Source organism: Limosilactobacillus pontis DSM 8475 (assembly GCF_001435345.1).
GTDB lineage: Bacteria > Bacillota > Bacilli > Lactobacillales > Lactobacillaceae > Limosilactobacillus > Limosilactobacillus pontis.
Window position 1 is genome coordinate 57,274 of sequence record NZ_AZGO01000058.1, and the last position, 6,093, is coordinate 63,366.

Annotated in this window: 6 protein-coding genes; 5 read left to right on the forward strand and 1 reads right to left on the reverse strand. The window is 58.8% G+C overall.

Annotated elements, in window-relative coordinates; translation table 11 throughout:
- Nucleotides 1–47: 47 nt before the first annotated feature.
- Nucleotides 48–437 carry a ribonuclease HI family protein gene (locus FD34_RS05795; protein WP_057807665.1) on the reverse strand — a complete coding sequence of 130 codons (390 nt, stop codon included), beginning with the start codon at nucleotides 435–437 and terminating at the stop codon, nucleotides 48–50.
- Between the two features lie 37 nt (nucleotides 438–474).
- Between FD34_RS05795 and FD34_RS05800 the strand changes: the two genes are divergently transcribed.
- The 5 genes from FD34_RS05800 to FD34_RS05820 all read left to right on the forward strand — a co-directional run bounded on the left by FD34_RS05800 (nucleotide 475) and on the right by FD34_RS05820 (nucleotide 5,902).
- Nucleotides 475–882 carry an EbsA family protein gene (locus tag FD34_RS05800; RefSeq protein ID WP_057807668.1) on the forward strand — a complete coding sequence of 136 codons (408 nt, stop codon included), beginning with the start codon at nucleotides 475–477 and terminating at the stop codon, nucleotides 880–882.
- Nucleotides 878–1,318 carry a signal peptidase II gene (lspA, locus tag FD34_RS05805; RefSeq protein WP_083479907.1) on the forward strand — a complete coding sequence of 147 codons (441 nt, stop codon included), beginning with the start codon at nucleotides 878–880 and terminating at the stop codon, nucleotides 1,316–1,318. Before FD34_RS05800 ends, lspA begins: the two co-directional genes overlap by 5 nt.
- Nucleotides 1,319–1,321: 3 nt before the next feature.
- Nucleotides 1,322–2,233, forward strand: a complete 912-nt coding sequence (locus FD34_RS05810) for an RluA family pseudouridine synthase (RefSeq protein WP_057807672.1) — start codon at nucleotides 1,322–1,324, stop codon at nucleotides 2,231–2,233.
- 67 nt (nucleotides 2,234–2,300) lie between these two features.
- Nucleotides 2,301–3,383 carry a carbamoyl phosphate synthase small subunit gene (locus tag FD34_RS05815; RefSeq protein WP_057807674.1) on the forward strand — a complete coding sequence of 361 codons (1,083 nt, stop codon included), beginning with the start codon at nucleotides 2,301–2,303 and terminating at the stop codon, nucleotides 3,381–3,383.
- On the forward strand, nucleotides 3,383–5,902 hold the full coding sequence (locus FD34_RS05820; protein WP_057807676.1) for an ATP-binding protein: 2,520 nt from the start codon (nucleotides 3,383–3,385) through the stop codon (nucleotides 5,900–5,902). Before FD34_RS05815 ends, FD34_RS05820 begins: the two co-directional genes overlap by 1 nt.
- The last annotated feature ends 191 nt before the right edge of the window (nucleotides 5,903–6,093 follow it).

Here is a 6,093-nt window from a genome sequence, read left to right on the forward strand (position 1 = left end):
CGGTTTGATGTTGAAATCAATTATTCACGTATTATCTAGGTGACGACCTATTCGAGCGACCGCAGCGCCTGGTTGGCCAGGTGATGGGCACCGTGGTTTTGCTGGTCGGGGATCCACTGGGTGACGATGGTCGTAAACTGGCCGATCAGCTGGTTGAGTTCTGTTAGCTCCCTTTGGTAATGTTTTGTATAATTTTTCCCAATGGCGTCACTGAGCACCCGGCTGTCGGTGTAGAATAGCACTGTTTGCTGGGGACCAAAGTGGTCCAGGATGTATTGGAAGCCGAACTGGGCCGCGGCAAATTCGCCGTGGTGATTGTCGGCCCGCGCCAAAGTGGCGGTCTCCTGGTACTGCTGGTGGTCGGCGATGATTAGGGCGCCGAGACCGGTGGGACCGGGGTTGCCCTTGCTGGCGGCGTCGGTGTACAGTTTTAACATTAATAATTACCTCACTTTGAAAGGAAGAGTCTGTCTTATGGAGGAAGAGACCCGATATTTTTATCAGCCGGACCTGACCGGGACGATCATCAGCTGGTGCTGGACGTTCCTGTTGTTTTTGATCGGTCTGATCGTCTGGCTGGAGATCACCCATTTTCAGTGGGTGTCGGCCCTGTTCTTTGTGGCCTTTGTCATTTTAACATTTTTGGAGATCAAGCGGCGGACGGTGGTGATCACGCCGACCAAGCTGGTCTTCAGCCGGCTTTTGCAGCGTGACTACCTGATGATTCCGCTGGCCGACATCCGTCAGCCGCGTTTTACCAAGCATACGGTGACGATGACGGTCAACGGTGAGGTCCTCAACTTTACCTTCAGTCAGAAGGACATCAAGCGCCTGCAATTAGCCCTGAACAACCAAACGGAGGAGACCAGCCGTGACCATTAGCATCAGCCTGCTGCTCGTCGCCGCCCTGGTCGCCGTCGACCAGCTGGTCAAGCACTGGGTGACAACCACGATTGCCCTCGGGGCTAGTCACGTGGTCATTCCCGGGGTGCTGGCCTTGACTGACCTTCACAACGACGGGGCTGCCTGGAGCATTCTCCAGGGCCAGCAGTGGTTCTTTACCATCATCTCGGTGGTGGCCATCGCCGTGGTCGGCTACCTGATGGTCCGCTGGCGTCACCAGCCGGCTTTGATGGTCGGCCTGGCGCTGATCTTGGCCGGAACCCTGGGCAACTTCATCGACCGCCTGGCCAACGGCTATGTGGTCGACATGTTCGAAGTGCTCTTCGTCAACTTTCCGGTGTTCAACGTGGCCGACTCCTGCCTGACCATCGGGGTGCTGGCCTTGATTATTGCAATTCTACGAGAGGATGATTGACGGATGGATGAACCAGTACGCCTGGTGATTGATAACGAACTGACGGGGCGGATCGACAAACAGCTCGGCCACCACTTCAGCCAATACTCGCGCTCCCAGCTCCAGCGTTGGATCGAGGACGGCCACGTCCAGGTCAACGGCCAGCCGGTCAAGCCCAAGTACAAGCTAGCGGCGGGGGACGTGGTGACCATCGAGCCGGAAAAGCCCAAGAAGATCGACCTGGTGCCGGAGAACATCCCCTTAGACATCGTCTACGAGGATGACGACGTGATCGTGGTCAACAAGCCCCAGGGGATGGTTGTCCACCCGGCCCCCGGCCACCCTGACCATACCCTGGTCAACGCCCTGCTCTACCATTCGCCACTGTCGACCATCAACGGTGAGTTCCGCCCCGGGATCGTTCACCGGATCGACAAGGACACCTCGGGACTCCTGATGGTGGCCAAAAATGACATGGCCCACCGGTCGCTGGCCGCCCAGCTCAAGGCCAAGACCAACGAGCGGGAGTACGTGGCCCTGGTGCACGGGGTGATTAAGGAGGACCAGGGGACGGTCGATGCCCCCCTGGGTCGGTCGCCCAAGGACCGCAAGAAGCAGGCGGTCGTCGCCGATGGTCGGCACGCGGTGACCCACTTTAGGGTTCTTCGGCGCTACCGCCACTATACCCTGGTGGCTTGCCGGCTGGAGACCGGCCGGACCCACCAGATTCGGGTTCACATGAAGTATATTGGCCACCCGCTGGCCGGGGACCCCCTCTATGGACCACGCAAGACCCTGCCAGGCAATGGCCAGTACCTGCATGCCCGCCTGCTGGGCTTTAAGCACCCGCAGACCGGGGAACAGCTGACCTTCACGGCTCCGCTGCCACTATATTTTCAGCAGATGCTAGACAAACTTGATAAAACTGATAAGTAGATCCTTGTAATTGTGCCTGCAGACGGCATAATAGGGGATGAGAACGTATTTAAGGGTGAGTGATAAAGTGACTGCACGCTACCTAATATTTGAAGATGGAACGATTTTTGCCGGGGAGGGATTCGGCGCCCCCGCGGTGACCTTTGGTGAAGTTGTATTTAACACCAGCATGACTGGCTACCAGGAGATCATCACCAACCAGATCTACAACAACCAGATCGTGGTGTTTTCCCAGCCCAACATCGGCAGCTACAGGATCCAGCATAACATCTACGAGACGATTGTCCCGACCATCAAGGGGGTCGTCGTGCACTCGCTGGCCAACGCTGGAGCCACCAGCGCCCGCCAGCAGACCCTCGACCGCTACCTTAGGCAGATGAACATCCCCGGGATCACCAACATCGATACCCGGGCGGTGGTCCACAAGCTTCGCGACGCGGGTAAGCCACTGAAGGGGAGCATCGTGCCGGTTCCCGATGATCATGCCTTCGACCAGCTACACGCGACGGTCCTGACCAACCAGCAGGTCGCCCAGGTGGCCACGCCCAAGCCCTATCCGAATCCGGGCGTGGGGATGAGCGTGGTGGTCGTTGACTTCGGCCTGAAAAACGGGGTCCTGCGGGAGCTCAGCCGGCGCAAGTGCAACGTCACAGTCCTGCCCTACACCGCCACGGCCGAGGAGATCCTCCGCCTGGATCCGGACGGGGTGGTCCTGTCCAGTGGCCCCGGAGACCCGAACAGCATCAAGCGTTCGGTCCTGGAGATGATCCAGCAGATCCAGACCAAGGTTCCGCTGTTTGCAATCGGTCTGGGCCACGAGCTGTTTGCGATTGCTAACGGGGCAACGGTCGAGCGCAACCCGGTTGAGCACCACGGGATGAACCACCCATTAAAGGAGATCATCACCGACCACATTGTTTACGCCAACCAGGGCGGCGGCTACCGGATTGACCCGCACACTGTCGACCGGTCCCAGCTGTTCATCACCTATGTTGACCTGATTGACGACAGCATCCAGGGCCTGCGTCACCGTCACTACCCGGCCTTTTCCGTCCAGTTCTTCCCGGACGGGGCGCCGGGTCCCGATGAGACGGACGGCCTGTTTGACGAATTTCTCGACATGATGAAGCGAAAGGAGGCGCGGCGCTGATGTCACAGACAAGCATAAAGTCGGTTCTGGTGATCGGGGCCGGGGCCAACGACATCCAACACGGGGACGAGTTGGACGCGGCCACCTTTGAGATCGTGTCGACCTTCAAAAAGCTCGGCATCAAGACCATTCTGGCAGATAACAACCCCTTTTCGGTCAGCCTGGAGAACCGTTCGGCGGTCGATCACGCCTGCATTGGCCCGTTAAACGTTGAGTACCTGGTTAACCTGATTGACCGCTATCGTCCGGCCGCCATCCTGCCGACAGTCGGCAACCAGCACGCCTTTGAACTGACCCAGGAGCTCCTTGAGAAGGGAATCATTCAAAAACGCGACATCCAGCTGCTGGGGGTGCCCGAGGCAACCGTGCGCCAGGTCAACAACCCGGTCCTGCTCAGTCGGACCCTTCACAAGATGGACGCACCGATGAAGACTGTGGTCACGGTCAGCAACTACCAGGATGCCCTGGAGGAGGCCCAGAAACTGGGTTACCCGGTGATCATCCGGTCCGTCTTGCCAAAGAGCAACAGTACCCGGCGGATTGTCCATGACCAGCGGGAATTGGCGTCGGCGGTCCAGAGCTGCCTGAGTCAGTCGCGGGCCGAACAAGTCCTGGTTCAGCAGAGCCTGGCCGGTTACAAGGAGATTGAGGTGATGGTCCAGCGTGACGCCTCGGGAACGATGATGATGCTCTCAATGGTTGAGGACATGGACCCGATCGGTATCCATGCCGGTGACTCGGTGGCCTTCAACCCGCCGCAGACCCTGTTGGACCGGCAGATCCAGGATATGCGGGACACCGCCTTTGCGATCACGCGGAAGCTGCGGATCGTCGGTATCAACCATGTTCAGTTTGCCCTGAACCCTGATAACGACAAGTTCTACGTCATCAAGAACAGTCCCTACTTCGACCGGATGGCCTCCTTTGTCGCCCAGTCGACTGGCTACCCGATTGCCCGGGTCTCTGCCCAGCTCTATGCCGGTCAACGTCTGCGTGACATTGACCTGGGGCCCAACTACGTTCATCACGCGGCCCTGGTGGAACCGACAATGGACCACATTGCGGCCCGGGTCCCGGTCTGGGGCTTTACCGAGATCCCCGAGGCCAGTCACCTGCTGGGGACGGAGAAGAAGTCGGTTGGGACCGTCTTTGGGGTTGGTCGGAGCACGATTGAGGCCCTCTTCAAGGCCATTGAATCCCGTTACCGTGAGCCGGCTGACTTTCACCTGGCCGCCCAGAAGAAGCTGACCGACGACGAGCTGATCGTCAAGCTGGTTCATCCCGAGGCCGGCCGCCTCTTTGTCCTGATCGAGGCGATGAACCGGGGCTACGGCGTTGACGAGCTGGCGGAGATGACCAAGATCGATCCCTTCTATTTCGATCAGATCAATAAGATGCGCCTCCTCATCAAGGAGGTTGTTGACAATCCGGGCAAGGAGCCGGTCCTGATCCGGGCCAAGGGCTGCGGGCTGAGTAACCAGCTTATCGCCCGTCTCTGGAAGACGACGCCGGACCGAATCTACCAGATGCTGCTTGACCACCAGATCACCAGCAAGTACAAGGAGATCGAGCCCTCGGCCGGCGAATTTGACCAGCATACCAGCAGCTTTTACTCGGCGCTGGAGGATGAGAACGAGGGGACCAAGACGGCCCAGCCGAGCGCGATGGTCATCGGGACCGGGGGGCTGCAACTCGGCCTTAGCAATTCCGGTGACTATTTCGTGGCGGCAATGATCCAGCAACTTCACCGGGAGGGCTACCACACGGTGATTGTCGATACCAACCCGAGCTCGGTGGCCCTAGTAAGCGAGCTGAGTGACAAGCGCTACCTGGAGCCGCCGACCCCGGAGAACGTCTTCCAGCTCCTGAAGGTAGAACAACCCCAACTATTGTTCGTCCCGGCCTCCTATACCCAGCTCCTGGATGCCTTAAAGCGGGTTAACCTGGAATGCCAGCTGATCGTCCTGCCTGACGACCGCTTGCCCCAGCTCGACAACCGGGCGGCCAAACTGGTGGCCTTCAATTATATCTATGATGGTGAATACGCCTACCCGCTGGGGACCACCACCAACCTGCTCTCCCCGGAGCAGCTCAACTACCAGTCGACGGCGATCCGCTACCCAGCGGCGGTGCCAGACTACGCCTTCCAACCGATCAGCGACCAGGCCAGCAGCGCGGTCATGGACCAGGATGAGCCGGGACTCTTCCAGGTGATCTTCGTCAAGGCGGGGGATGAGTACCACCAGGTTGGGGTGCAGCCGCTGCCACTGACTGAGGTTGCCTTCCTGTCGAAGGTTCTCTGCGTCAGCTTGCCCGGCATCTTCATCCAGTTAGTGACCGGTAAGGCGGCTGGCGAGACGGTGGCTGAATCCTTAAAGCGGGCCAACGATCCGGGGGTGGTGACCTACCGGGCGACCTTCCCGTTCAAGGCCCTCCACGTCCACGATGGGGTCCCGACGGTCAACAAGATCATTGGGGCGCGGATGCAATTCTTGACGCTGCCGTCCTCAAATGAGTAAACTAGAAAGAGGCTGGGAAATAAGCTTCTCGGCGCCCTGTACGGCTAGCCTAGGACGGAGGTTGACGCTGAAGGCGTCGGTCTTCGTTCGTAGTCAAATAGACTTGCTACACTGCGCTAGACGCTAAGGGCGCGTTTACGACGCGAAGCTAGCCTATTAGGTTTCCCGTAACTGCATTGTAATATTCGGAA

Coding starts and splice junctions, on each gene's coding strand:
- FD34_RS05800 (WP_057807668.1), top strand. CDS start 475: ATGGAGGAAGAGACCCGATATTTTTATCAGCCGGACCTGACCGGGACG.
- FD34_RS05820 (WP_057807676.1), top strand. CDS start 3,383: ATGTCACAGACAAGCATAAAGTCGGTTCTGGTGATCGGGGCCGGGGCC.
- FD34_RS05810 (WP_057807672.1), top strand. CDS start 1,322: ATGGATGAACCAGTACGCCTGGTGATTGATAACGAACTGACGGGGCGG.
- FD34_RS05795 (WP_057807665.1), bottom strand. CDS start 437: ATGTTAAAACTGTACACCGACGCCGCCAGCAAGGGCAACCCCGGTCCC.